This window comes from Phaeobacter sp. JH20_37 (assembly GCF_048056015.1).
Classification (GTDB): Bacteria; Pseudomonadota; Alphaproteobacteria; order Rhodobacterales; family Rhodobacteraceae; genus Phaeobacter; species Phaeobacter bryozoorum.
Map to the genome: position 1 here is coordinate 114,707 of NZ_JAYMWW010000017.1, position 22,906 is coordinate 137,612.

The window sequence follows — 22,906 nt, forward strand, 5'->3', positions numbered from 1 at the left end:
CTCTCAGCCATAAAAACAAAGCGATGGCGCGCTATATGCGCCCAGAACATTGACCCACGGGCGATGTGCCGTTACCCCCGGCTGCAAGCTTTCAAGGAGTATCCCTATGTCCAACCCATCGATTCTGATTCTGCCCGGCGACGGGATCGGCCCCGAAGTCATGGCCGAGGTCCGCAAGGTCATTACCTGGTATGGCGAAAAGCGCGATCTACAGTTCGATGTGAGCGAGGATCTGGTCGGTGGTGCCGCCTATGACGTGCACGGCAAACCGCTGGCGGATGAGACCATGGCAAAGGCGCAAGAGGTCGACGCTGTCCTGCTGGGCGCCGTGGGTGGCCCGAAATACGACGATCTCGACTTCTCTGTGAAGCCGGAGCGTGGGCTGCTGCGCCTGCGCAAGGAGATGGATCTCTACTCCAACCTGCGCCCGGCGCAGTGCTTTGACGCGCTGGCGGATTTCTCCTCTCTGAAGAAGGATATCGTCGCGGGTCTCGATATCATGATCGTGCGCGAACTGACCTCCGGCGTCTATTTCGGCGAGCCGCGCGGCATCTTCGAAGAGGGCAATGAGCGCGTCGGCATCAATACCCAGCGCTATACGGAGTCGGAGATTGAGCGCGCCGCCCGCTCTGCGTTCGAACTGGCGATGCGCCGGAACAAGAAACTCTGCTCGATGGAAAAAGCCAACGTGATGGAATCCGGCATCCTGTGGCGCGAGGTGGTGACCCGCGTTGCTGCGGACTATCCCGAGGTCGAGCTGTCCCACATGTATGCCGATAATGGCGCCATGCAGCTGGTGCGCGCACCCAAGCAGTTTGACGTGATCCTGACCGACAACCTGTTCGGTGACATCCTGTCCGACTGTGCTGCTATGCTAACCGGCAGCCTGGGCATGTTGCCCTCTGCGTCCCTTGGCGCACCGATGGCCAATGGCCGTCCGAAAGCGCTTTACGAGCCGGTTCATGGCTCCGCCCCGGATATCGCGGGCCAGGGCAAGGCCAACCCGATCGCCTGTATCCTCAGCTTTGCCATGGCGCTGCGCTACAGCTTTGATCAGGGCGCCGAGGCTGATCGTCTTGAAGCGGCGGTCGAAAAAGTCCTTGCTGATGGCCACCGCACCGCCGACCTGCTGGGCGAAGAAGGCGTATCGCCGATCAGCACCTCGGACATGGGCGATGCGATCATCGGCGCCCTCGACGCGAGCCTGTAAGGTTTCGGTCCATTGATCAGCGCGAGGGCCATATCAGGCCCTCGCAGCACCGTAGCCAGCCCTCGCCGGACCTTCATATCCGCGGTGCAGGAGGCCGGCGAACCAAGAGCGTGCGGCTCCATGCGCGCGAACGGGTTTTAGTATTTTCCTGATAATGTTAGCGCTATAGTGCAAAAGCTCCCCCGCCCTGTTGCGCTTAGTCGGATTGTCCCATGAACATAAAAGCCGCCCTGCTTGCTCTTTTGGCCTATGCGATATTTTCAACCCACGACGTGGTGGTAAAGGTGCTTGGCGCAGATGTGTCGCCGATTCAGCTGGTGTTCTTCAGCAGTCTTCTGTCATTTCCGCTGCTGGTACTGATGCTGGTCAAGGATGCAACCCAAGGCCACCTGCGACCGGTCCACCCCTGGTGGATGACGGCACGGTCGGCGACGATGGCGGTGATTCCGGCCAGCGCCTTTTATGCGTTTTCAGAGCTGCCGCTCGCCGAGACCTATGCCCTGCTATTTGCCACGCCGCTTCTGATTACACTGCTGTCGATCCCGATTCTGGGCGAACGTGTCGGCTTGCCACGGCTGGCGGCCGTTGTGGTCGGGTTCATCGGCGTAATGGTGGTTTTGCGCCCCGGTGCGACCAGCTTTGGCCTCGGTCATGCGGCGGCGCTCTTCGCCGCACTCTGTGCGGCCTTCCAATCGGTTGTACTGCGTAAAATCAGCGCCGACGAACGCCGGGTGGTATTGATGATCTACCCGATGCTGATGACCTTTGCGGTTATGGGCCTGGCTCTGCCGCTGGTCTACGTCCCCATGGATGGCGTGACCTTCAGCGGGATCGCGGTCGTCGCTCTGTTCGGGTTTTGCGCGACCCTGCTGACGGTCAGCGCCTATACCATTGGCGAGGCGGCGATTGTCGCCCCCATGCAATATTCACAGATCATCTGGGCAACGATATTCAGCGTGGTTCTGTTCAATGAAAAGGTCGACCTGATGACACTGGTCGGTGCCGCAATAATTATTGCCAGCGGCGTTTTCATCGTGTTGCGCGAAGCGTTTGGCGGGCGTTCGCATAACACCCCGGTCCTGCGCACCCGGACCCGTGGGTACACGGCTGGCGGCACCAATGTGTCGCTCATGCTGAAACGGCAAAGCCCGGAGAAACCGGCGGAATAGGGCTTGCATATCCAGCCGCTGCCGTGTAATTCCGCGCCACGGTCGGAGCGTAGCTCAGCCTGGTAGAGCACTGTCTTCGGGAGGCAGGGGCCGGAGGTTCGAATCCTCTCGCTCCGACCAAATATAAAGGCGCCCTGGGGCGCCTTTTATGTTTTTCGGGCTTGGTCTGAACAGGTCAGCCGCCGTTTGTCGCAAAACACATAAAGAGGCCGGCTCCTCCGGTCATCGCAAGCGCCTCCATCGAGCAGCCGCGCGAGTCATGCGCCGCATTCCAAGATGTATTGCCGCCACCATGCCGGTCATGATGCCCAACCGTTGCACTGCCCTCGCCGGAGCTGGTCCAGTTGCTGCAGGTTTTGTCGCCTTCCATCCACGGGAAATAGGCCGTGCCGTCAGCCATGGTCCCTGTCAGCAGGTCATGAACATTTGGCTTGTCACCACGCCCGTTCACCAGATTGCCGTTTTCATCCAGCCCTGTGGATTTGACGATATTCGGATTGAGGTGCAGCTCATCAAGGTTGGCGGCAATCTGCACCCCTTTGGCGTTATGCCAGGGGCCGCTTCCGATCCGGTCACGTGCCGAGATACCACGCTTGCCCTCTTCCTGGGTACTGAGATAGGCGCGCCAAGTTTTGCCAGTGACGCCTGCCGCCTCGGCGAGATTGGTGCAATGGGCGTCGGCACCCTCAAGCCCACCCAGATCGCCGCCTTTTCCCGAACCGACGCTGGTCACGAAGAAGCTCATGCTGGTGTCCTGGGCGAGTGCCGCCGGGCTGGCAGCTAATAGCAGCGGAATAGCGGTGAGTGCCGCTTTGGCAGCGGCTTTGGTTGATATCATATCGGTCTCTCCCTGTTGATCGGACCAAGAGAGGCGAGATGCACAATATTGAGATCACGCAAACAGGCCCTCGCCCCCCGTGTCCAAGGTATTCAGGTAGAGGCCGACGGAAGATTTTCAAATGAGCGGTTGGCGCCGCCGCTCGCGGGAGATGCACATCTGCGTGATCCAATGGCGCGCAAGCCGTCGCGCCGCCGGTAAGCTATCCTAACCGAACCCTCACCACAAAAGAACAGAGAGGCCGCCACGGGGTGCGCGGGCGGCCTCTCGGAGGCATGTGCAGACATGTGGCTCTAACCCGCCCGATAGGCCCGCCGACGTTGGCGTGCCGCAATCAACCGTGCAGACGTTTCAGAAGCTCGCTCAGAGACGCTTTTTCACCAGCGCTGTATTTCGCCACGCGGCTGCGCCAAAGTGTTGCCTGCGACCGCAGGATCAGCCCGTCGGACATCAGCTTCAGATGGTTTGCCCGCAGGGTCTCCCCAGTTGATGTGATGTCTGCGACCATTTCGGCGGTCTCGTTCTTGACGGTCCCTTCGGTCGCGCCCTGGCTATCAACCAGCTGATAGTCCGCGACACCGGCATCCATCAGGAATTCCCGTACCAGGCGATGGTATTTCGTGGCGATCCGCAACCGATGGCCGTGTTTGGCCCGAAACGCCGCTGCGACCGCGTCCAGATCGTCGATGGTCTCGACATCCACCCAGATCTGCGGCACAGCAAGGATCAGGTCAGCGTGACCAAAGCCGAGGCCTGCAATCTCTTCAACCTGCTGTTCCCAGAGTGGTAGTTTTTCCTGCACCAGATCAGTACCGGTGACGCCCAGGTGAATCCGCCCCGCTGCGAGTTCGCGCGGCATCTCACCGGCAGACAGCAGCACCAGATCAATGCCGTCGATCCCATCAACCGCACCGGCATATTCACGATCCGACCCGGTACGCGACAGGATGATACCGCGTTTGGCAAACCATTCGAAGGTCTTTTCCATCAGCCGTCCCTTGGACGGCACACCAAGCTTCAGGCTCATGATTGTGCCCCTTCCAAGAGCAGCATCAGATCAGGACGAACGACGCCGCCGACGGCGGGGATCTCTGCTCCCTGCCCCAGCTGCCGTGTCAGCGCGTCATAGCGACCGCCGCTGGCAATCACCGGCAGATCGGGTCGCGCGTCGGCGTAAAACCCGAACACGAAACCATCGTAATACTCCATTGATGTCCGCCCGTAGGAGGCCTCGAAATCAAGGCTGTCCACATCGATGCCTCGGGCTTTCATCGCGGCTGTCCGGGCGTCCAGCCGGTCAAGCGCCGGGTTGATCGCTGGCAGATCCACGGCGATATCGCGCAGCTGCTCCGAGGCATAGGGGATAGTCTCCCGCACCGCCATCAGCGCCTCAAGCGCGGCCAGCTCGTTCTCTGCAATCGGCGGGGCGGCTGCATCCGCACGCAATGCATCGACGCGCGCATCCACCTCCGCCGGGCGGCGTTTGCCAATCGCAGGCACTTGCCCGGTCAGAACGCCTTCGGTCGACAACAGCTTGCGACGGCTTTCGGCGACAGGGACGCGGCCAGCAAACTGGTCAAGCATCGCCCGGAACCGGCGCGGCCGCCAGATGTGGCGCATGAGCGCAGCCTTGCGCAGCCTGGTGGTGTTGAGCCCCTCCACCGCAGCCATCAGGATACCGATATCCCCGGTAGCCGCACGCACCGGCAAATCACGAAGCTGGAGCGCAATCAGCGCAAAAACTTCAGCATCAGAACCGGCGGCATCGTTGCGTTCGAAGACCTCATAGCCAACCTGAAGATATTCATTGGCGCGATCCTCGTCATGTTCCTGACGGCGGAACACATCGCCCGCATAGGTGTAACGCGCCGGTTCGGCGCCATGGCTCATGTGCATCTGCACCACCGGCACGGTGAAATCGGGGCGCAGCATCTGTTCCCCGCGCAGCGCATCGGAGGTCACATAGGCACGGGCGCGAATGTCCTCGCCATATAGATCCAGCAGCGTTTCGGCAGGCTGTAGAAACGGCGGCTCGACCACCCTTGCCCCGGCGGCCTCGAAACTCATGCGCAGCCGCGCGGCCAGCGACAGAGCGCTCAGACGATCACCCATGGTTCAGCCCTGCCCTGCAAGGATTTCGCGCACCTTGGCGACCAGATCACCGCGTGGCACCTCAAACTGGCTCGGACGCTCTTTCCACTCTTCGAGGGTGGCGTTCTCGGCAATCTGCGCGCCGAGGATCAAATCCTTGATCTGCACCACACCGCGATCTTTTTCCTCGCCGCCTTCGATCACCGCTATGGGCGAGTTGCGCTTGTCCGCGTATTTCAGCTGATTGCCGAAGTTCTTGGGATTGCCAAGATAGACCTCAGCCCGGATGCCTGCATTGCGCAGCTCGGCCACCATGGTCTGGTAATCCGCCATACGCGCCTTATCCATCACCGTCACCACAACGGGGCCGGTGGTCTTTGCCTCGATCCGGCCTTTCTCGCGCAGCGCGGCCAAGAGCCGGTCAACACCGATGGAGACGCCGGTCGCCGGGACTTCCTGACCCGTGAAGCGCTTCACCAGATCGTCGTAACGCCCACCGCCCGAAACCGAGCCGAACTGCCGTTTACGGCCCTTCTCATCCAGAATCTCGAAGGTGAGTTCGGCCTCGTAAACCGGGCCGGTATAATAGCCGAGGCCACGCACGACCGAAGGGTCGATATCGATGCGGTCGGCACCATACCCACCAGCGGCCAGCAGATCGCCGATCTGCTCCAGCTCGGCGACCCCCTCCGCGCCAATCGCACTACCCCCAATGGCGGCGCGCAGGTTGGCAAGGGTCTTGGCGGCGTCAGCGCCCTTGGAGGTCAGGAACGCCAGCACGGGTGCTGCCTGGTCATCGCTTAGGCCAACGCCGTCGATGAAGGCACCGGAGGCATCCAGACGCCCCTTAGTCAGCAGCTCGCGGACACCAGCCTCGCCCACCTTGTCGAATTTGTCGATGGTGCGCAGCACGTCGTCGCGTTTGCTGTCGCCCGCCTCAAGGCCCATCGCCTCAAGCACGCCATTCAACACCTTGCGGTTATTCACCCGCACCAGATAGTCACCGCGCGGAATGCCGACGGTTTCCAGCGTGTCGGACAACATCGCGCAGATCTCGGCATCGGCGGCCATGGAGGCGGTTCCAACGGTATCCGCGTCGCACTGGTAGAACTGGCGATAGCGGCCCGGACCCGGTTTCTCGTTGCGCCAGACCGGCCCCATCGCATAGCGGCGGTAAGGCGTCGGCAGATCATTGCGGTGCTGGGCATAGACCCGTGCCAGCGGGGCGGTCAGGTCGTAGCGCAGCGCCATCCAGTCGCCGTTGCCGCTTTCGTCATATTCCTGCCAGGCAAAGACACCCTCATTCGGGCGGTCAACATCGGGCAGAAACTTGCCCAGTGCCTCGACTGTTTCCACCGCCGAAGACTCCAGCGCATCAAACCCGTAATGATGATAGACACCCGCAATGGCCCGCAACATCTCGCTGCGCTGGCTCACCTCTTCGCCGAAATAGTCACGGAAGCCCTTCGGCGTGATCGCCTTGGGGCGGGGCTGTTTCTTGACTTTGGCCATCTTGGCCTCCTCGGGGTGTCAAATGGGTCAGATACTCGCCCGGCGGTCTAGCCCAAGGGCGGCCCAACAGCAAGGCGGCAGAGCGCGCAGGCCCTATGGCCGTGCCGTTGTTGCCTGATCTCCATGCAACCCAAAGCGGCGGCGTTGGCACAACCGAGCATGGACCCTGCACGCAACTGCCCCTATGACAGCGGCAGACCCGAAGGGAGAAACCGATGCAACATCTCGAAGAACAGATCGCCCACCTGACGCGCACCGTCGATGAGCTGAGCGATGTGGTCAACCGGCAGCAATCCGAGATTGACCGGCTGACCCATCGTGTCGCCATGCTGTTTCAGCGGGAAGCTTCACGCGAGCAGGACGGTGGCGGCGGGGTTGTCATTGGCGACGAACGTCCTCCGCATTATTGATCTCTCCCTCAGTCGGCGCCTGTCGCCCACGCCTGTGCTTAGCTCTCCTTCGACGTTGGCGAGGGTCTGAAAGACAGCAGCCGCAGCGCATTAAGCGTCACCAGGACCGTGGCGCCAGTGTCGGCCAGAATCGCGATCCACAGGCCCGTGATCCCCAGAACCGATGTCACGAGAAACACGCCTTTCAGCCCCAGTGCCACGGCAACGTTCTGGCGAATATTCGTCAAAGTGGCGCGCGACAGGCGAATAATGCCGATCACATCGCTGACCCGGTTGCGCAGGATCGCGGCATCTGCGGTCTCAAGGGCCACATCCGTGCCAGACCCCATCGCGACACCAACCTGCGCTGTCGCAAGCGCGGGCGCATCATTGATCCCATCGCCGACCATCATGACCTGACCGCGCTGTGTCAGCTCTTGCAGGGCCGCTACCTTGTCCTGCGGCATCAGCTCTGCACGGTGATCAATCCCCAGCTGGCCGGCGATGGCGGCTGCCGTGCGGGCATTGTCCCCTGTCAGCATCGTTGCGGTGATCCCCATCTGTCGGAGCGCGCGCATCGCTTCCACCGCATCTTCGCGCGGCTCGTCCCTGAGCGCGATCAATCCATATAGAACCTCGTCGCTGAACAGGGCGACAACGGTCTTCCCCTCGGCTTCAAGCTCGGCAGCCTGCACCATGGAAGCCTGCGCCATCACACCTGTTTCTGCGGCAAAGCGCGGCGATCCGACGGTGATGACAACCGACCCGAGCTTGGCAGAGGCCCCCTTCCCCGGCACCGCGTGGGCTTCCTGCACCGACGGAATATCTACCCCGGCTTCGACAGCTCGAGCATAGATCGCCTCGGCCAGAGGGTGGCTCGACTCCCGCTCGACCGCTGCGGCGAGTTGCAGAACGCTGCCCTCACTGCCCTGAACCACAACGATATCGGTGACCTGAGGTCGCCCACAGGTCAGCGTGCCTGTCTTGTCGAATGCAACATCGGTGGTGCGGGCGGCGGCCTCGATCACTGCGCCCCCTTTCAGAAGCAGACCATGGCGCGCACCGGACGACAGCGCCGAAGCGATGGCAGCGGGTACGCTGATCACCAGGGCACAGGGACACCCGATCAATAACAGGGCAAGGGCGCGGTAGATCCATGTGTCCCAATCCATCGCGAAGACCAGCGGCGGCACCAATGCGACCAGCAGCGCGATACCCACGATGATCGGCATATAGATCCGGCTGAAGCGGTCGATGAAACGCTCTGTCGGCGCACGGGCGCTTTCTGCCTCTTCCACCAGCCGGATAATCCGCGAAATGGTGTTGTTGACTGCGGCGCGGGTCACCCGCACCCGCAGCACCGCCTGGGTGTTGATTGATCCGGCAAAGACTTCGGATCCCGGTTCCTTGAGGCTGGGCACGCTCTCGCCCGTCACCGGACTTTCGTCGACGCCCGAGATACCGTCGATCACTTCGCCATCCGCAGGCACGCGGTCACCTGGGCGCACCACGACAATCTGCCCCTCCCGCAGGCGATCTGCGGCGATCTCCTCCAGGGTGTCACCACCTTCAAGCAGCGCCGTCTTTGGCACCAAATCCGCAAGCGCCCGGATACCATCCCGCGCCTTGTTGGCAGCCAGGCCTTCGAGCATCTCACCCACGGCAAAGAGAAACACCACCAGTGCCGCCTCTTCGGCAGCACCGATAAACAGGGCGCCAATCGCTGCGATCGACATCAGCATTTCAATGGTAAAGGGCATCCCCGCCCGCAGCATCGCAAAGGCACGCCGCGCCACAGGAGCCACTCCGATCAGGGTCGCCAGCATGAACGCCCAGAGACCAACCGTAGGCGATGCCAGCAGCTTAATGCTCCAGGCCAGCGCCAGAAGCAGCCCCGTCACCAGCAGTAATTGCCCCTTGGCACTGTGATACCAAGGCGGGGCCACTGCATCGGCGGCATCGGCGTGCTGTACGCCGCCACAGCAGGGCGCAGAGGTGCCAGCTGGTGCAGTGCTGCTTGCCGTGACACCAAACCCCAGCCCGCGCACCGCCTTCTCGACAGCCATCACCGAGCCTTGGCGTGGATCAAGCTCCAGGCGCAGCCGCTCCGACATCATGGCGACCTCGACGCCGCTGACACCCGGCAGTCGCTCAACCGCGCCACGCACCTTGGTCGCGCAGGACCCACAGTCCATTCCGGTTACCCGCCACTCCAGCTGCTCAATCGCATCCCTAGCCATTCCAATGTCACCTTTTTTGTCATCACATCGTGTCGGCTGCTTATGTAATTGCTACAGCAGCTGGAGCTTCAAGCGCTTTCTTCAGAAAAATCTGATCCGAAAACAGCAGTATTCGGGATGTGCCGCAACGGTCTTCTTGGGGCCGGGCAGAAAGCCGCTAGGCTGACAGCAAGGTCGCGACATCATCCGAAATTACCCGACAGGAGGCCCGCCATGCTGACAGGAATTCGTGTAATCGAGATCGAAGGGCTGGGCCCTGCGCCCTTCGCCGCGATGATGCTGGCGGATCTTGGCGCGGATGTCATATGCGTTCACCGCAAAGGCGAGGGCGCGGGTTTGATGCCTGCACATCCGATCATTGATCGCGGCAAACGCTCCATCACGCTGGATCTGAAATCGCCGGCTGACGTCGAAACGCTGCTGCATCTCGTCGAGACTGCCGATGCGCTGGTCGAGGGCTTTCGACCCGGTGTTATGGAGCGGCTGGGGCTGGGGCCGATCACATGTCACGACCGCAACCCCGACCTCATTTATGGGCGTATGACCGGATGGGGGCAGGATAGCCCCTTGGCCGAAACCGCCGGTCACGACCTAAACTATATCGCGCTGTCCGGGGCGCTTTGGTATGATGCAACGCCCGGCACCCCTCCCCAGCCACCGGCGACTTTGGTGGGCGATATCGGCGGTGGCGCGCTTTATCTGGTCGCGGGTATTCTGGCAGCGCTAGTAAGGCGCGAAATCCGTCACGGCGACACGCCAGCCGGATGCGTCGTCGATGCCGCGATCTACGATGGCTCGGCCCATATGATGAACCTGTTGATGACATTGCAGCAGGCCGGACAGTTCAGCAGCCTGCGTGGGAAAAGCCTGCTGGATGGGCCGCATTGGAGCCACTGTTATGTCTGCGCCGATGGCGGGTACATCAGCGTGCAATGTCTGGAACCACAGTTTTACGCCGAGTTTCTGTCGCGCCTCGATCTGAGCGAGGATGCCCAATTCGCCCGGCAGCACGACAAAAGCCTCTGGCCGGTGCTGGGCGCAAGGCTGGCCGGTATCTTTGCCGCGCAGCCGCGCGACCACTGGGACAGGTTATTCAAGGGCAGCGACGCCTGCGTGGCACCGGTATTGTCACCCATCGAGGCAGAGGCACATCCGATGAACCAGCGCAGGACCTGGGTAACAGCTGAGAATGGCCTCCAGGCCGCTGCGGCGCCACGGTTCTCTGGTCAGGACAGCTGGGAGGTCCCACCGGCCCCGGCACGTGGCCAGCACAATTCCGAGATACTGGCGGAGCTGAGGCAACGGCAGCGCTAGGATCAGCTGTCTTTCTTGGCCTTCTCCGCCGCTGCTTTCATCCGCGCCAGGAGTTCGGCTTTGGTTTCGCGCGCACCATAGGGGTTCTTGGCGCTGCCCTTGGCATTATGCTCCTGATGACGCGGGCTGTTTTTGCCCATTCTGGGGGCTCCAGATTTCTTGTAATCCATCGACTTGCCCTTTCGGCGTGAGTGGAAAACGCGCTGATGCCGCAATTGGCCTCAGCGCGCAAGACGAACATGATCGCCGGACAGCTCTGTTCAGCCCGGTCAGCTGCCGCGCACCGCGTCGATCATCCGTTGCACATTGTCCGGATCGGCGTCCGGGGTGATCCCGTGGCCGAGGTTAAAGATATGCGGCCCCTTGCCGAAAGCTTTGACGATACGGTGGGTGTCATCAATCAGCTCCTGCCCCCCCGTCACCATATGGCGCGAGGCAAGATTGCCCTGAACACAGCCGTCAACCTGCACATTGGCCGCCGCCCATTCGGGGTCAACGGAGTTATCAAGCGCCACACAATCGACACCCGTCGCCCTGGCAAAACCGACATATTTTTCCCCCGCCTCACGCGGGAAACCGATCACCGGAATTTCGGGATGGCGCTGTTTCAGCGCGGCAGTGATCTGGCGGCAGGGAGCCAATGCGTATTTCTCAAACGCCTCGCCACTCAGCGATCCTGCCCAGCTGTCAAAGATCTTGACCACTTCGGCACCGGCTTTGATCTGCATCGAGAGATATTCGATCGTCGCCTCAGTGATACGGTTCAGCAGCGCTTCAAACAGCGGATTGTTTTCCTGACGCAGCAGATGCGCAGGCCCCTGATCCGGCGTGCCGCGTCCCGCGATCATATAGGTCGCGACGGTCCAGGGCGCGCCGGCAAAGCCGATCAGCGTGGTTTCGCGGGGCAAGGCAGCCGAGAGCAGCCGCACGGTTTCATAGATCGGGTTCAGCGTCTCATGGATGTCGCTGACCGGTCCCAACTTGGCAAAATCGCTCTCCGTTGTGACCGTCGACAGGCGCGGCCCCTCGCCGGTCACGAACCAAAGATCAGCCCCGAGTGCCTGCGGCACCAAGAGGATATCGGCAAACAGAATCGCTGCATCGAAACCGTAGCGACGGATCGGCTGCAGCGTCACCTCAGTCGCCAGTTCTGGATTATAGCAGAGCGACAGAAAGTCGCCGGCCTCAGCCCTGGTGGCGCGGTACTCGGGCAAATAGCGGCCCGCCTGGCGCATCATCCAGATCGGCGGCACATCCTGTGTCTCGCCCGCCAATGCGCGCAGCAGCTTCTTCTGTTCGGCCATGATCACCCTCATATCTGTGTTGCATCTGAGGTCTAGCCTTGGCGGCAAATTGTCAAGGGCAGCAGGACCGGTGCTTGTCATGGCATTATGTCGCGATTAAGGGTCGATATATGACACAGATCGATCTGCCCTCCCCCGCTTCGCCCCTGAAAATCGGCACCCGCGGTTCGCCTTTGGCGCTGGCCCAGGCCCATGAAACCCGCGCCCGGCTCATGGCCGCCTTCGATCTGCCACAGGACGCATTCGACATTGTCGTGATCAAGACCAGCGGTGACAATCAGGCGCTGATCGCGGCAGATAAACCGCTGAAGACATTGGGTGGCAAGGGGCTGTTCACGAAGGAGATCGAAGAGGACCTGCTGTCCGGTGCCATCGACATTGCAGTGCATTCCATGAAGGACATGCCCGTAGCGCAGCCTGCGGGGTTGCTGCTGGACACCTATCTGCCGCGTGAAGACGTGCGTGATGCTTTCATCTGCGCCAATGTCTCATCCATCGCGGAGCTGCGCGAAGGCGCCGTTGTCGGCACCTCCTCACTGCGGCGGCGCGCACAGCTTCTGCATCGGCGTCCCGATCTCAAGGTCGTGGAATTTCGTGGCAATGTGCAGACACGGCTGACCAAACTGCGCGATGGTGTGGCCGAATGCACCTTTCTGGCGATGGCCGGGCTCAACCGTCTTGGCGCCGATCAGGTTCCGGCAACCGCCATCCCCCCAGAAGACATGCTGCCCGCCGTCGCCCAAGGTGCCATTGGCATTGAGCGCCGACAGGGCGACAGCCGTATCGGAGATATGCTGGCAGCTCTGCATGACCGCGAGACCGGGCTGCGCCTGACCGCCGAGCGCGCATTTCTTGCCGCGCTGGATGGCTCTTGCGAGACCCCGATCGCTGGTCTTGCGACGTTGGAGGGCAACAGCCTGAGGCTGCGCGGCGAAGTCCTGCGCCCTGACGGATCGGAAGCGATCAATGACGATCAGACCTGTGCGCTCGAAGACGGTGCGGAGCTGGGCCGCGAGATGGCCGCGAAACTTCTGGCGCAGGCCGGAGCGGGCTTTTTCGACTGGAAGCACCAGGATCGGCAGTAGAATGCGAGGCGCTGCCTCGCGCTCCGGGAAATTTTGAGCCAGAAGATGGCCCGGCCGGTGCAGCTCAGATCTGCCCCGACCAGCGCAGCCAACGCTCTGGCCCGCCGCCAAAGACGTTGAGGTCGACGTTGCCAGCGATCCCGGGCACGCGTCCGGTGCCGGTATATTGCCAGAACCGCCAGAGCGCACCGGGATAGGTGACATGCGGGTGATCCGCGACCGAGCGCAACCAGAACTCAGTATCCCGCAGGCGGCCGATGCTGGTCTCACGGTAGAAATCCACCGTCGTGTAGAGCACAGGCCGCTGGCCATAATGCGCTTCCAGAAGGTCCAGAAACCGCTTTGCCTCCGCCCGCACCTTGGCGCCGGAGGGACGTTTGGTGCAGGTGCGAGAATGTGGCGTCCACTCCATGTCCAGCACATGCGGCAGGGCCGCGCTGTCGCGGGGGACATGACGGATGAACCAGCGCGCCTGTTCCGCGGCCGGGCGGCAGAAGTAGAAGTAATGATAGGCGCCGCGTTTGACGCCCGCCTGTCGTGCGGCACGCCAGTGATCGCGGAATTTCGGATCGGTGAGATCACCGCCTTCAGTTGCCTTCAGATAGGCAAAGCTGATGCCTGCAGCCCGAACCCGGCGCCAGTCGATGTCCCCCTGCCAGCGTGAGACGTCGATGCCATGGATGGGGTACGACCATGGCGTACGCCCGTCCCAGGGGTGCGGATCGCTGTCGGCGAATTTAGGGTGGGTGATCAGCCGCGCCCGCGCCGCGGCAAGGCTGGCGGTGGTTTCTCCGGGCTGCACCGGCTGGCCTATTGGCGGTGTCGGTGGCGCAACCGGTGTTGTTCGGCCGCTACAAGCGGCAAGGACCATCATCCCTGCAAGCACCCACCAAAATCTGCTCATCCCGACCTGCCCGATCTCTGCGATTTTCGCTTTGGTTCAGTAAAGCCCGCCAGCCCGTTCAGAGCAATGATCAAGACAGCGCGCCCGCGCCATCAGCAGGAGATCGCGCGCCTTGATCAGACCCATTTCGCCATCGGCGGCAGGCTCATCAGGACGGCATTGGCGTCATGGCCGGTTTCCAGGCCGAATTTGGTGCCGCGGTCATAGACCAGATTATACTCGGCATAGAGGCCGCGATGGACCAGCTGGACGTCTTTCTCCGCTGCGCCAAATGCCATCGGCCTGCGTTTTTCGACCAACGGCAGATAGGCAGGAAGGAAGGCGCGGCCAATATCCTGCGTCAGGGCGAAATCTGCCTCCCAGTCGCCGCTGTTGCGGTCATCCATGAAGATGCCGCCAACCCCGCGCGCCCTCTGCCGGTGAGGGATGTAGAAATACTCATCCGCCCAGGCCTTGAGCTGGGGATACAGCCCGGCGCCATGGGCCGCCAAGTGCTGTTCCTGCATGCGGTGGAAATGGGCGGTGTCCTCATCGTATTCGATACATGGATTCAGGTCAGACCCCCCGCCAAACCACCAGGCATGCGGGGTCCAGAACATCCGCGTGTTCATATGGACCGCGGGGGCATGGGGGTTCTGCATATGTGCCACAAGAGAGATGCCAGAGGCCCAGAAGCGCGGATCGTCCTTCATCCCCGGAATGCCCTTGCGCGCCGCCATGGCATTCTGGGCGCGCTCACCCAATGTGCCGTAGACCTCAGAGATATTCACGCCGACCTTTTCAAAGACGCGACCGCCGCGCATCACGCTCATCAGGCCACCACCGGCATCACTGCCATCCTCGGCAGAGCGCGTGGTTTCGCTGACCTCGAAACGGCCGGCAGGCTGATCACTGAAAGGGCCGCTGGCATGGCTGTCTTCCAGCGCCTCGAAGGCGGCCACAATCGTATCACGCAAGGATCTGAACCAAGCTGCCGCTCGGGCTTTTTCGTCGATCATTTCAATGCTCATCTGGTCGCCTATATGCGCAAAGGTGAAAGCCGCTTAATGGACCGGCACCGCGACAGTGTCCAGCAGCGTGCGACCACCGTCCAGGGTAACGATCTGGCCGGTCATAAAGGCCGCCGCGTCAGAGGCCAGGAACTGCGCCGCCTCGGTCAGTTCACTGGGGGAGGCAATACGCCCCAAGGGGGTATGGCGTTCGATATCCTGCCGATAGGCGCGATTATCCTTGAGCGTCGCCTGCATCGACGCGCTCATTACAGAGCCGAACGCAATGGAGTTGACCCGGATCCTATGAGGGGCCAGCGAAACCGACAGCGACCGGGTCAACTGATCAAGCGCAGCCGAGGCCACACAATAGGCCAGCAGCTCCGGGTGCGAGCGGCGCGCGGCGATGGATGACAGATTGATGATGGCGCCATTGGGCCCGCCATTGTCGCGTTGCTCACCCTGTTTGATCATCCGCCGTGCGACCTGTTGCGACAGGCGCATGGTCGGCAACAGCGTCTCGTTGAGCAGCAGCTCCATCGACTTGTCTTCCGGGTCGAGCGGATCGGTCGGCACCACCTGCCGTGCGCCATTGACCAGGATGTCGATATCGTCGAAGGCATCAATGGTTGCCGACAAAAGATTGGCAATGGTCAGCCGTTCCCGAAGGTCCCCGGCAAAGTACCGGATATTGCTTTCATCCGCTTGCGTGCCAAGCTCGCTCAGCAGCGCCGCCTCATCGGTATCGGCAAACATGACATTGGCACCGGCTGCTGCGAATTGCTTGCCAATGGCAAGACCGATGCCACTGGCCGAACCGGTGACGATGGCCGTTTTGCCGGAAATGGAAAAAGACATGAATGATCTCCGTCAGGATCCGGGGGCGCCACGGCACCACCCCGTTTTTCAGCAACCTAGACTGCCGACAGAAACAAGGGAACCACCCTTTGTGTTTGGTCGTTGTCAGCGACGGTGACGACGCGGTCGGCTGGCCCGCAGCACCTTGAACCGATTGTCCCCGGCGACCTCATCGACTGTTACGAACTGCTCGGCAAGCGTCGCCTCATATGGCAGATGCCGGTTTGCAACAATCCAGAGCGACCCTGACGGTGCCAGCATACCGGACGCCGCAGTGATAAACGCCTGTCCGAGCGACGGTTCTGCCGTGCGCCCGGTGTGGAACGGCGGATTGGAGATGACGCAATCAACCCGTTCTGGCGCAGACCAGCTGCGGGCATCGGCCCAGTGGAAGTGGGCGCGGGGATCGCTGACGTTCTTTCGTGCGCAGCTGAGGGCATTATGATCGGCCTCAACCAGATGCAGCGCCGCCACGCCCTCGCGTTGCAGGATCGCAGCGGCGAGATAGCCCCAGCCAGCCCCAAGATCGACCACATTGCGGCCCAGCTTCTCCGGCAGTGCGGCGACCAGCAGAGCCGAAGCCGGATCAATGCCATCGGCGGAGAACACACCGGGAGCCGTCTGAAAACCACCCTCGACCTGGGCAGCTGCGCCCTGCCAGTCCGCCAGATCGGAGTGCGTCGCGTCGAACCAGAACGCCTTGCCGTGTGCCTTTGATATCGGGGCCGACACTTCGGTGCGGGCACGCAGCGCCTTCAGCACCGAATCGACCCCATCGGTCTTACCACCATCGACAAGCACGGGGCCGTCGCAGACCCCGGCGGCCTTGGCCAACAGCGCGCGCGCCAGAGCCTTCGCCCGTGGCAAGAGAACAACCGCTGCCGCGAACCGCTCGTCCGCAGGCAGTTCGGGCACGCAATCGTAGCCTTGGCCCGCCAGCGCAATATGATCGGGCGCAAAGGGTTGTACGATCAGCAGCCGCTCTTTTGGCAGCGCCGACAGGTCAAGGTCGGACAGCGGGTGAAACACGACGATGCGGCCGGAGTCGGGCACGGAAAATCCGCCCGTCTCGACGGCCAGGGACAGGCGAACAGACATCTAAAAGCCTCTTTTTATTCTTCTTTTTCCATCGTGCATTGCAACGGATGCTGATGGCGGTGGGCAAAATCCATCACTTGCCCCACTTTTGTCTCGGCGATCTCATGGCTGAAAACGCCGACCACCGCGACGCCTTTCTTGTGAACGGTGAGCATCACTTCGAAGGCCTCGGCATGGGTCATGCTGAAGAACCGTTCCAGCACCATGACCACGAACTCCATCGGAGTGTAATCGTCATTCAGCAACAGCACCTTGTAGCGCGGCGGACGCTGCGTTTTGGGTCGGGTCTTGGTCAGGACACCGAGATCGGTATCGTCATCTGAATGATCCGACATCATAACTGGCGTTGGCAGCATTGGCACAGACTTCCGATCGTGGATGGATTTTGATGTCCCGCTTATATAGCCTTTCTGATGGATAGGAAAAGGGATTGAGAGTGTCGGATTGACTCGAAAATTGACAACAATTGGCTTCGATGCCGATGATACCCTTTGGCATAATGAACGATTTTTCCGCATCACCCAGGACCGCTTTGCCGAATTGCTGATGGATCACGTTCCCGATGATCTCGATTCGCAGGCTTTGGGGGAGCGGCTGCTGGCAGCGGAAAAACAGAACCTCGGGCGTTATGGATATGGCGTTAAGGGGTTCACCCTGTCGATGATTGAAACCGCCATTGACGTGACAGAGGCCCAAGTGCCTGCCTGCGTCATACAGGAGCTGATCACCGCCGGGCAGATGATGCTATCCTACCCTATCGAGTTGCTGGAGAACGCGCGGACAGCGGTTGAAGCTCTGGCCGACAGCCACCGCGTGGTGCTGGTCACAAAAGGCGACCTGCTGGATCAGGAGCGCAAGCTGGCGCAATCCGGGCTGGGTGATCTGTTCGACGGGGTCGAAATCGTCTCGGAGAAGACGCCGCAGATCTATGCCGATATTTTCCTGCGCCACGGCGATGGCGCGGAGCGGGCGATGATGGTTGGCAATTCCATGCGTTCGGACGTGGTCCCGGCAATCGAGGCAGGCGGCTGGGGCACATATGTGCCGCATGGATTGATCTGGGAGGTCGAGTTTGCTCCGGCGCCGACCCATAGCCCTCGATACACCGAAATCGCGGATCTGGGCGCACTGCCCGCGCTGGTGGCCGAGATCGGCTGATCCGCGCTATCGCGACTCTCGCCTTCATCACCTAACAAACGGACACACCAATGCCCCACGCCGAAATAAAATACAGCAGCGATCTGGATCTCGACATCCCCGCGATCCTGGCCGAAATCGAACAGGTCATCCTATCCCACGACGATGGGGCCGGTGATTGCAAGGGGCGCGGCTATCCGACCGACGCCTATCATCACAGCCATGTTGTGGTGAAGGTCTCCGTTCTGGTGAAACCCCATCGCGATGCCGCGTTTTCCAACAGGCTGCTTGCGGCGTTGAAAACCGCAATCACAGCACGAATCTCCACCCCCTGCGCCTTCTCTCTGGAGCTGGCCTACACGGGGCCCTTCTACACGACAGGACCACATCACCCCTGACAGACTCGCGGATTCAACCCGTCATGCCCTGCTGGAATCGCTCAATGGGCGGCGTGTCGGCCGTACCTTGTTGCAGCAGGGCACCAGACGCAGGCGTGCAACCGCCAATAGCACGCGCCGCGGCAATTTTTTTCGCTAACACTTCCTTAACCAACCGCCGATCTAGTGGTCATCATTGCAGCGCACCACTAGATGTCGAAGAGCAAACTCTGATCTCGATTTTTCCTTAAAAACCGGGCTGTTTATTCCAAAGTGACCCTGTGCTACGCTTTTTTAATACAGGCAAAAACGTCAGTCGGAAAACCGGCGACAAGAGGCAAAAATGGCAGATATCGTGCAGGTCAGGCGGACTCCGCTGATCCGCGCTTTGCGGGTGTATTCCCGTTTGGGGCGTTGGGTCTTGGGACTGGTTATTTTCCTATCGATGGTCGCAACTGCGCCGCCCAGTGCGATGGCAGCCCCCTATGCCGCGATGGTCATCGACGCCCGGACGGGCGAAGTCCTGCACTCCCGAAATGCAGACACCCGGCTGCACCCGGCCTCGCTGACCAAGATGATGACGCTCTATATTGCGTTTGAAGCCATTCGCAACGGCGAGATTAGCCTCGATACAGAGGTGAAGATCAGCCGTAACGCCGCATCCGAGCAACCATCGAAACTGGGTTTGAAGGCCGGACAGCGCATCGCCTTTCGCTACCTAATTCGGGCCGCTGCCGTAAAATCCGCCAATGATGCCGCCACTGCCATTGGCGAGACACTCGCCGGATCCGAAGCCGCCTTCGCCCGCCGCATGACCCGCACGGCCAAGGCGCTTGGGATGTCTCGCACCACCTTCAAAAACGCCCATGGCCTCACCCAGAACGGGCATCTGTCCACCGCGCGTGACATGACCACGCTCGGGCGGCATCTGCTCTATGATTATCCCGAGTATTACAATCTGTTCTCGCGCCGTTCGGCGGATGCCGGTGTGCGCAACGTGCCCAACACCAACCGTCGTCTTCTTGCGGCCTATCGCGGTGCCGACGGGATCAAGACCGGCTACACCCGGGCCGCAGGTTTCAATCTCGTCGCCTCCGCAGAACGTGGCAACGAAAGGATCATTGCCACTGTTTTTGGCGGCAAATCATCAACCTCTCGTAATGCCAAAGTCGCCGAACTCCTCGATCTTGGGTTTCGCCGCGCGCCAAGCAGCGCCAAATTGCGGCGGCCGGCGCGCCCGCCCTATCAGGGCAATCGTGGTCTTGGCACCCAGCTGGCCAGCGCTGACGAACCGGCTGCCGGCGGGGCGGCGGGCAAGACCATTCGCGTCTCGGGTCTGGTGAAAACCAGCCTGCGCCCCAAACGCCGTCCAGGCGCCGCTGAACCTGAGGCCGCAACAGTGCTGGCCGAGGCTCAGACCGAGGCTGAGACCGAGACGACCACCAGCGAAATCCCAGCAGCAGAGGCACCGCCGAAGCTGGATCGCGATGTTCTACAGGCCAGCATCACGGCGGCCATCGCCGAGGCAGAAATCGTAGCGGCCGTAGCCGAACACACGGCTGCTCCGATTGCCAGACCACGCCCCTTTGTAGGTCTGCGCCCCATGGCCCGTCCGGCACGGCTGGCCACGAACCAGACCGCAGCCGAGCCGGAACCCGTGGTTGTCACCCGGCTCTCAACCTCGGGCGGGCGCTACTGGGGTATCAACGTAGGCCGCTACGGCAGCCGCTATCAGGCCGAAAAAGTGCTGCTGCGCACGGCACTTGCCGAAATGGCAACCCTCGATGGCAGCCTGCGCAAAGTTGTTAAGACACCTCGTGGCTTTGATGCCAATTTTCTTGGCATGACCAAGGAGAGTGCGGCCCTCGCCTGCCGCCGCCTCTCTGCCCGCAACATCACCTGCGAAACGGTCGGCCCCTCCTGAAGCGGGCGACAAAGCCAATAGGAAAAGGCGCCAGAAGGCGCCTTTTCTTTTGCAGGTCCGTGCCATCACGCGAGCGTTCAATCACGGCTTGGGGTGATCATCCCATTCGTCGCTGAGAATCCTGCGCGCATCACCTTCTGGATCGTCATATTGGTTCGAGCGCACCGTATAGAGAAAACCGACAAGTCCCACGCCCCCCAGGAAAAGGGAGATCGGTATCAGATAGGTAAGTACGCTCATCTTGGCTCTCTTGAATTGGCCTGCCGGTCGCCTGCGGTCATCATCAGCGCAGGCGCAACGCGTTTAGGGATACTGTAATCGACGATGTCGACATCGCCAAGGCAGCCACAAGAGGGGTCGCAAGCCCTGCCACCGCCAAGGGAACCGCGATCACGTTGTAGAGTGTCGCAATGCGAAAGTTCTCGCGAATGCGTCGTGTTGCCTTCTGCGCGACATTACAGGCCTCGGCTATGGGGGCCAGATCCTGTCCCAGCAGAACGATATCCGACGCAACCCGCGCTGCATCCAGCGCCGAAGCGGGCGAAATGGACACATGTGCTGTCGCCAACGCAGCAGTGTCATTCAAACCATCACCGACCATCAGCACCCGGTGGCCCGCGCTGGACAGGGCCGAGACCTGATCGCATTTATCCTGCGGCAAGGCGGAGGCCATCCAGTTCTGGATCCCGAGGCGGCCTGCAAGTTCGCTCACCGCTCCTTCAGTGTCACCCGAAATCAGCCAGACGTCCTTCCCCGCCGCCTGCAACGCTTCTACTGCCGCAGCGGCGCCGGGACGCAGACTATCCGAAAACGTCAAAGCCTGTGGCGCACCATCACCGCGATCAAGATAGGCGGCGGTCTTCTGCCCCGGCGCCGCGCCAACCCATGCCGCGCGCCCCAGACGCACCCGCTGCCCCCCGTGCTGCCCCTCGGTGCCAAATCCCGGTATCTCTTCCTGCCTTGTCAGCAACGCAGGCTCAATCCCGGCCTGTTCCGCAGCACGGCAGATTGCAACCGACAGCGGATGATCAGACCCCTGTGCCAGCGCATAGGCTAACCGCTGATCTGGCAGAGACAGCTGGTCGAAGTCATCGCATTGAGGGTTGCCATTGGTCAGCGTGCCGGTCTTATCGAACACCACGATATCAACCTCAGCAAGACGTTCCAGCGCAGTTGCGTGTTTGATCAACATGCCTTTTTTGAACAGCCGCCCCGAGGCTGCAGTTGTCACCGCAGGGACCGCCAGCCCCAGCGCGCAGGGACAGGTGATGATAAGCACCGCAGCGGCAATATTCAGCGCCACTCGCATGTCGAAGGTAAAGAGATACCAGCCAAGGAAGGCCAGCGCGGACAGGATATGAACCCCGGGCGCATATAGCTTCGCCGCGCGATCCGCCAGCGAGGTATAGCGTGACCGCCCGGACTCTGCGATGGCGACCAGATCGGCAAGCTGATGCAGGGAACTCTCGGCCCCGACGGCGGTCGCGCGCACAATCAAGGGTCCGGTCAGATTGACCTCACCCGCCGAAACAAGGCTCCCAACTTCGGCAAAAACCGGCAGCGTTTCACCGGTCAGCAAAGAGCGATCCAGTTCCGACTGCCCGTCCAGGACGACACCATCCACAGGCATCCGACCGCCCGGGCGTACCAGAATACGATCGTCAATGGCCAGATCGGCAACGGCAACCTCCGCCGGTTGCCCGGCCTCATCCAGCCGCAGGGCACGCGGGACCTCCAGTGCCGCCAGTTCCTCGGCCGCAGAACGCGCCACGGCGCGGGTACGATGGTCCAGATAGCGACCGGCCAGCAGGAAGAACGTCAATGTCAGCGCCGCGTCGAAATAGGCGTGTTCACCAGAGAGCGAGGTCTCCCACAGAGAGGTCACCAGCGCCAGGACGATTGCCAGAACAATCGGCACATCCATATTGAGCCGCCCCACCCGCAAGGCCTGCCAGGCGTTGCGAAAAAAAGGCTGCCCGGCGAAGAGGATCGCCGGGAAGGTGATCGCCGCAGAGATCCAGTGGAACATGTCACGGGTTGCATCGCTTGCCCCTGACCAGACCGAGACCGACAGCAGCATCACATTCATCGACGCGAAGAAGGCCACCGCCAGACGCATCAGCAGCTCACGTCCCGCCCGATCGGTCTCGGTCGCGCCCAACGCCGACAGGTCAAGCTCGTGCGCCTCGAACCCAAGCTGTTCCAATACTGGCACCAGATCAAGCGCACGCACCTCGGGATCGGCCTCAATCAGCGCGCGTTTCAGAGTGAGATTGACCCGAGCGCTCCGCACGCCCGGCACCGCATTCAGACCCCGCTCCACCGTGGAGATGCAGGCCTGACAATGAATACTGGGCAGCGACAGGGCCAAACGTGCCTCGGTCGGCGCCTGCTCAACCGCGCCGTTTGGCGCTGCGACGCAGCCGGGGCATGCGGCCAGTTGGGGGCCAAAGGCGGTGCTCATGGC

22 protein-coding genes and 1 tRNA gene are annotated in these 22,906 nt (G+C 61.5%); 9 read left to right on the forward strand and 14 right to left on the reverse strand.

The genetic code is table 11. From position 1 onward, the window contains the following. Positions 1-106: 106 nt before the first annotated feature. From leuB to VWZ87_RS15815, 3 genes are all read left to right on the forward strand, one after another. Positions 107-1,210 carry a 3-isopropylmalate dehydrogenase gene (leuB, locus tag VWZ87_RS15805; protein WP_340546743.1) on the forward strand — a complete coding sequence of 368 codons (1,104 nt, stop codon included), beginning with the start codon at positions 107-109 and terminating at the stop codon, positions 1,208-1,210. Positions 1,211-1,422: 212 nt separating this feature from the next. Then, complete coding sequence (locus VWZ87_RS15810) at positions 1,423-2,379, forward strand: DMT family transporter (protein WP_416534598.1); 957 nt, start codon at positions 1,423-1,425, stop codon at positions 2,377-2,379. 43 nt (positions 2,380-2,422) lie between these two features. Next, positions 2,423-2,499 (forward strand) — tRNA-Pro (locus VWZ87_RS15815). Positions 2,500-2,554: 55 nt separating this feature from the next. Here the strand turns inward: VWZ87_RS15815 and VWZ87_RS15820 are convergent. From VWZ87_RS15820 to hisS, 4 genes are all read right to left on the reverse strand, one after another. Further along, positions 2,555-3,217: a hypothetical protein gene (locus VWZ87_RS15820; protein ID WP_416534599.1), complete on the reverse strand. Its 663-nt coding sequence runs from the start codon at positions 3,215-3,217 to the stop codon at positions 2,555-2,557. A gap of 334 nt (positions 3,218-3,551) precedes the next feature. Then, on the reverse strand, positions 3,552-4,244 hold the full coding sequence (gene hisG / locus VWZ87_RS15825) for an ATP phosphoribosyltransferase (protein WP_340546740.1): 693 nt from the start codon (positions 4,242-4,244) through the stop codon (positions 3,552-3,554). Beyond that, positions 4,241-5,329, reverse strand: a complete 1,089-nt coding sequence (locus VWZ87_RS15830) for an ATP phosphoribosyltransferase regulatory subunit (RefSeq protein WP_340546739.1) — start codon at positions 5,327-5,329, stop codon at positions 4,241-4,243. Before VWZ87_RS15830 ends, hisG begins: the two co-directional genes overlap by 4 nt. A gap of 3 nt (positions 5,330-5,332) precedes the next feature. After that, positions 5,333-6,820: a histidine--tRNA ligase gene (hisS, locus tag VWZ87_RS15835; RefSeq protein WP_340546738.1), complete on the reverse strand. Its 1,488-nt coding sequence runs from the start codon at positions 6,818-6,820 to the stop codon at positions 5,333-5,335. A 215-nt stretch (positions 6,821-7,035) separates the two neighbouring features. Here hisS and VWZ87_RS15840 point away from each other — a divergent pair, with 215 nt between their 5' ends. Continuing rightward, on the forward strand, positions 7,036-7,230 hold the full coding sequence (locus VWZ87_RS15840; RefSeq protein WP_340546737.1) for a SlyX family protein: 195 nt from the start codon (positions 7,036-7,038) through the stop codon (positions 7,228-7,230). A gap of 38 nt (positions 7,231-7,268) precedes the next feature. Here the strand turns inward: VWZ87_RS15840 and VWZ87_RS15845 are convergent, their stop codons facing one another. Next, the gene (locus tag VWZ87_RS15845; RefSeq protein WP_416534600.1) at positions 7,269-9,449 is read right to left on the reverse strand and encodes a heavy metal translocating P-type ATPase; all 2,181 of its coding nucleotides are present in this window, start codon (positions 9,447-9,449) and stop codon (positions 7,269-7,271) included. Between the two features lie 213 nt (positions 9,450-9,662). Between VWZ87_RS15845 and VWZ87_RS15850 the strand changes: the two genes are divergently transcribed. Beyond that, on the forward strand, positions 9,663-10,763 hold the full coding sequence (locus VWZ87_RS15850) for a CaiB/BaiF CoA transferase family protein (protein WP_416534601.1): 1,101 nt from the start codon (positions 9,663-9,665) through the stop codon (positions 10,761-10,763). Positions 10,764-10,765: 2 nt separating this feature from the next. Here the strand turns inward: VWZ87_RS15850 and VWZ87_RS15855 are convergent, their stop codons facing one another. Both VWZ87_RS15855 and hemE read right to left on the reverse strand, forming a co-directional pair. Next, a complete protein-coding gene (locus VWZ87_RS15855) occupies positions 10,766-10,903 on the reverse strand; it encodes a hypothetical protein (protein WP_340546850.1) in 138 nt (45 codons plus the stop codon). A gap of 129 nt (positions 10,904-11,032) precedes the next feature. Then, positions 11,033-12,067, reverse strand: a complete 1,035-nt coding sequence (gene hemE / locus VWZ87_RS15860; protein ID WP_416534602.1) for a uroporphyrinogen decarboxylase — start codon at positions 12,065-12,067, stop codon at positions 11,033-11,035. A gap of 110 nt (positions 12,068-12,177) precedes the next feature. Between hemE and hemC the strand changes: the two genes are divergently transcribed. Then, positions 12,178-13,152, forward strand: coding sequence for a hydroxymethylbilane synthase (gene hemC / locus VWZ87_RS15865; protein ID WP_340546733.1), 975 nt, complete (start codon positions 12,178-12,180; stop codon positions 13,150-13,152). Positions 13,153-13,216: 64 nt separating this feature from the next. Here hemC and VWZ87_RS15870 read toward each other — a convergent pair whose 3' ends face one another. The 5 genes from VWZ87_RS15870 to clpS all read right to left on the reverse strand — a co-directional run bounded on the left by VWZ87_RS15870 (position 13,217) and on the right by clpS (position 17,357). Beyond that, complete coding sequence (locus VWZ87_RS15870; RefSeq protein WP_416534603.1) at positions 13,217-14,056, reverse strand: GH25 family lysozyme; 840 nt, start codon at positions 14,054-14,056, stop codon at positions 13,217-13,219. Positions 14,057-14,172: 116 nt separating this feature from the next. Next, positions 14,173-15,066 (reverse strand): oxygen-dependent coproporphyrinogen oxidase, encoded by an 894-nt coding sequence (gene hemF / locus VWZ87_RS15875; RefSeq protein WP_340546731.1) that lies wholly within the window; start codon positions 15,064-15,066, stop codon positions 14,173-14,175. Between the two features lie 33 nt (positions 15,067-15,099). Continuing rightward, entirely contained in the window at positions 15,100-15,903 is an 804-nt protein-coding gene (locus VWZ87_RS15880; protein WP_340546730.1) for an SDR family NAD(P)-dependent oxidoreductase, read from the reverse strand. 105 nt (positions 15,904-16,008) lie between these two features. Next, positions 16,009-17,001, reverse strand: coding sequence for a class I SAM-dependent methyltransferase (locus VWZ87_RS15885; protein ID WP_416534604.1), 993 nt, complete (start codon positions 16,999-17,001; stop codon positions 16,009-16,011). A gap of 14 nt (positions 17,002-17,015) precedes the next feature. Then, positions 17,016-17,357, reverse strand: a complete 342-nt coding sequence (gene clpS, locus VWZ87_RS15890) for an ATP-dependent Clp protease adapter ClpS (protein WP_340546728.1) — start codon at positions 17,355-17,357, stop codon at positions 17,016-17,018. 88 nt (positions 17,358-17,445) lie between these two features. Between clpS and VWZ87_RS15895 the strand changes: the two genes are divergently transcribed. From VWZ87_RS15895 to VWZ87_RS15905, 3 genes are all read left to right on the forward strand, one after another. Further along, on the forward strand, positions 17,446-18,159 hold the full coding sequence (locus tag VWZ87_RS15895) for an HAD family hydrolase (protein WP_416534605.1): 714 nt from the start codon (positions 17,446-17,448) through the stop codon (positions 18,157-18,159). A 50-nt stretch (positions 18,160-18,209) separates the two neighbouring features. Next, positions 18,210-18,536: a hypothetical protein gene (locus tag VWZ87_RS15900; RefSeq protein ID WP_416534606.1), complete on the forward strand. Its 327-nt coding sequence runs from the start codon at positions 18,210-18,212 to the stop codon at positions 18,534-18,536. Positions 18,537-18,858: 322 nt separating this feature from the next. After that, complete coding sequence (locus VWZ87_RS15905) at positions 18,859-20,439, forward strand: D-alanyl-D-alanine carboxypeptidase family protein (RefSeq protein WP_416534607.1); 1,581 nt, start codon at positions 18,859-18,861, stop codon at positions 20,437-20,439. Positions 20,440-20,520: 81 nt separating this feature from the next. Here the strand turns inward: VWZ87_RS15905 and ccoS are convergent, their stop codons facing one another. Both ccoS and VWZ87_RS15915 read right to left on the reverse strand, forming a co-directional pair. Continuing rightward, complete coding sequence (gene ccoS, locus VWZ87_RS15910; RefSeq protein WP_024095921.1) at positions 20,521-20,679, reverse strand: cbb3-type cytochrome oxidase assembly protein CcoS; 159 nt, start codon at positions 20,677-20,679, stop codon at positions 20,521-20,523. A 43-nt stretch (positions 20,680-20,722) separates the two neighbouring features. After that, positions 20,723-22,903: a heavy metal translocating P-type ATPase gene (locus VWZ87_RS15915; RefSeq protein ID WP_416536889.1), complete on the reverse strand. Its 2,181-nt coding sequence runs from the start codon at positions 22,901-22,903 to the stop codon at positions 20,723-20,725. Positions 22,904-22,906: the final 3 nt, after the last annotated feature.